Raw genomic sequence first — 249 nt, forward strand, 5'->3', positions numbered from 1 at the left:
GTCCAGTCGGTGTAGTGGCCTTCAACCGGACCGAGATAGGGCAGCTGCACTTCGAGGCAGCGCTTGTAGTCGATCTCGTCGGCTTCGACGATGCCGGCGGTCGGGTTTTCCAGCGCCCAGACCATGCCGGCGAGAACGGCGGAGGTTACCTGCAGGCCGGTCGCGTTCTGATAGGGAGCGATGCGGCGGGTCTCTTCGAGAGACAGGCGCGAACCGTACCAGTAGGCGTTCTTGTCGTGGCCATAGAGC

At 63.5% G+C, this 249-nt stretch carries 1 protein-coding gene; it reads right to left on the minus strand.

Annotated features, from left to right (window positions below):
- The coding region (locus ACPYOG_RS20170; RefSeq protein WP_481295868.1) for a hypothetical protein at positions 1–249 on the minus strand (249 nt) is incomplete at both ends.

It is taken from the genome of Leifsonia sp. HAY1-4F, from assembly GCF_056755275.1.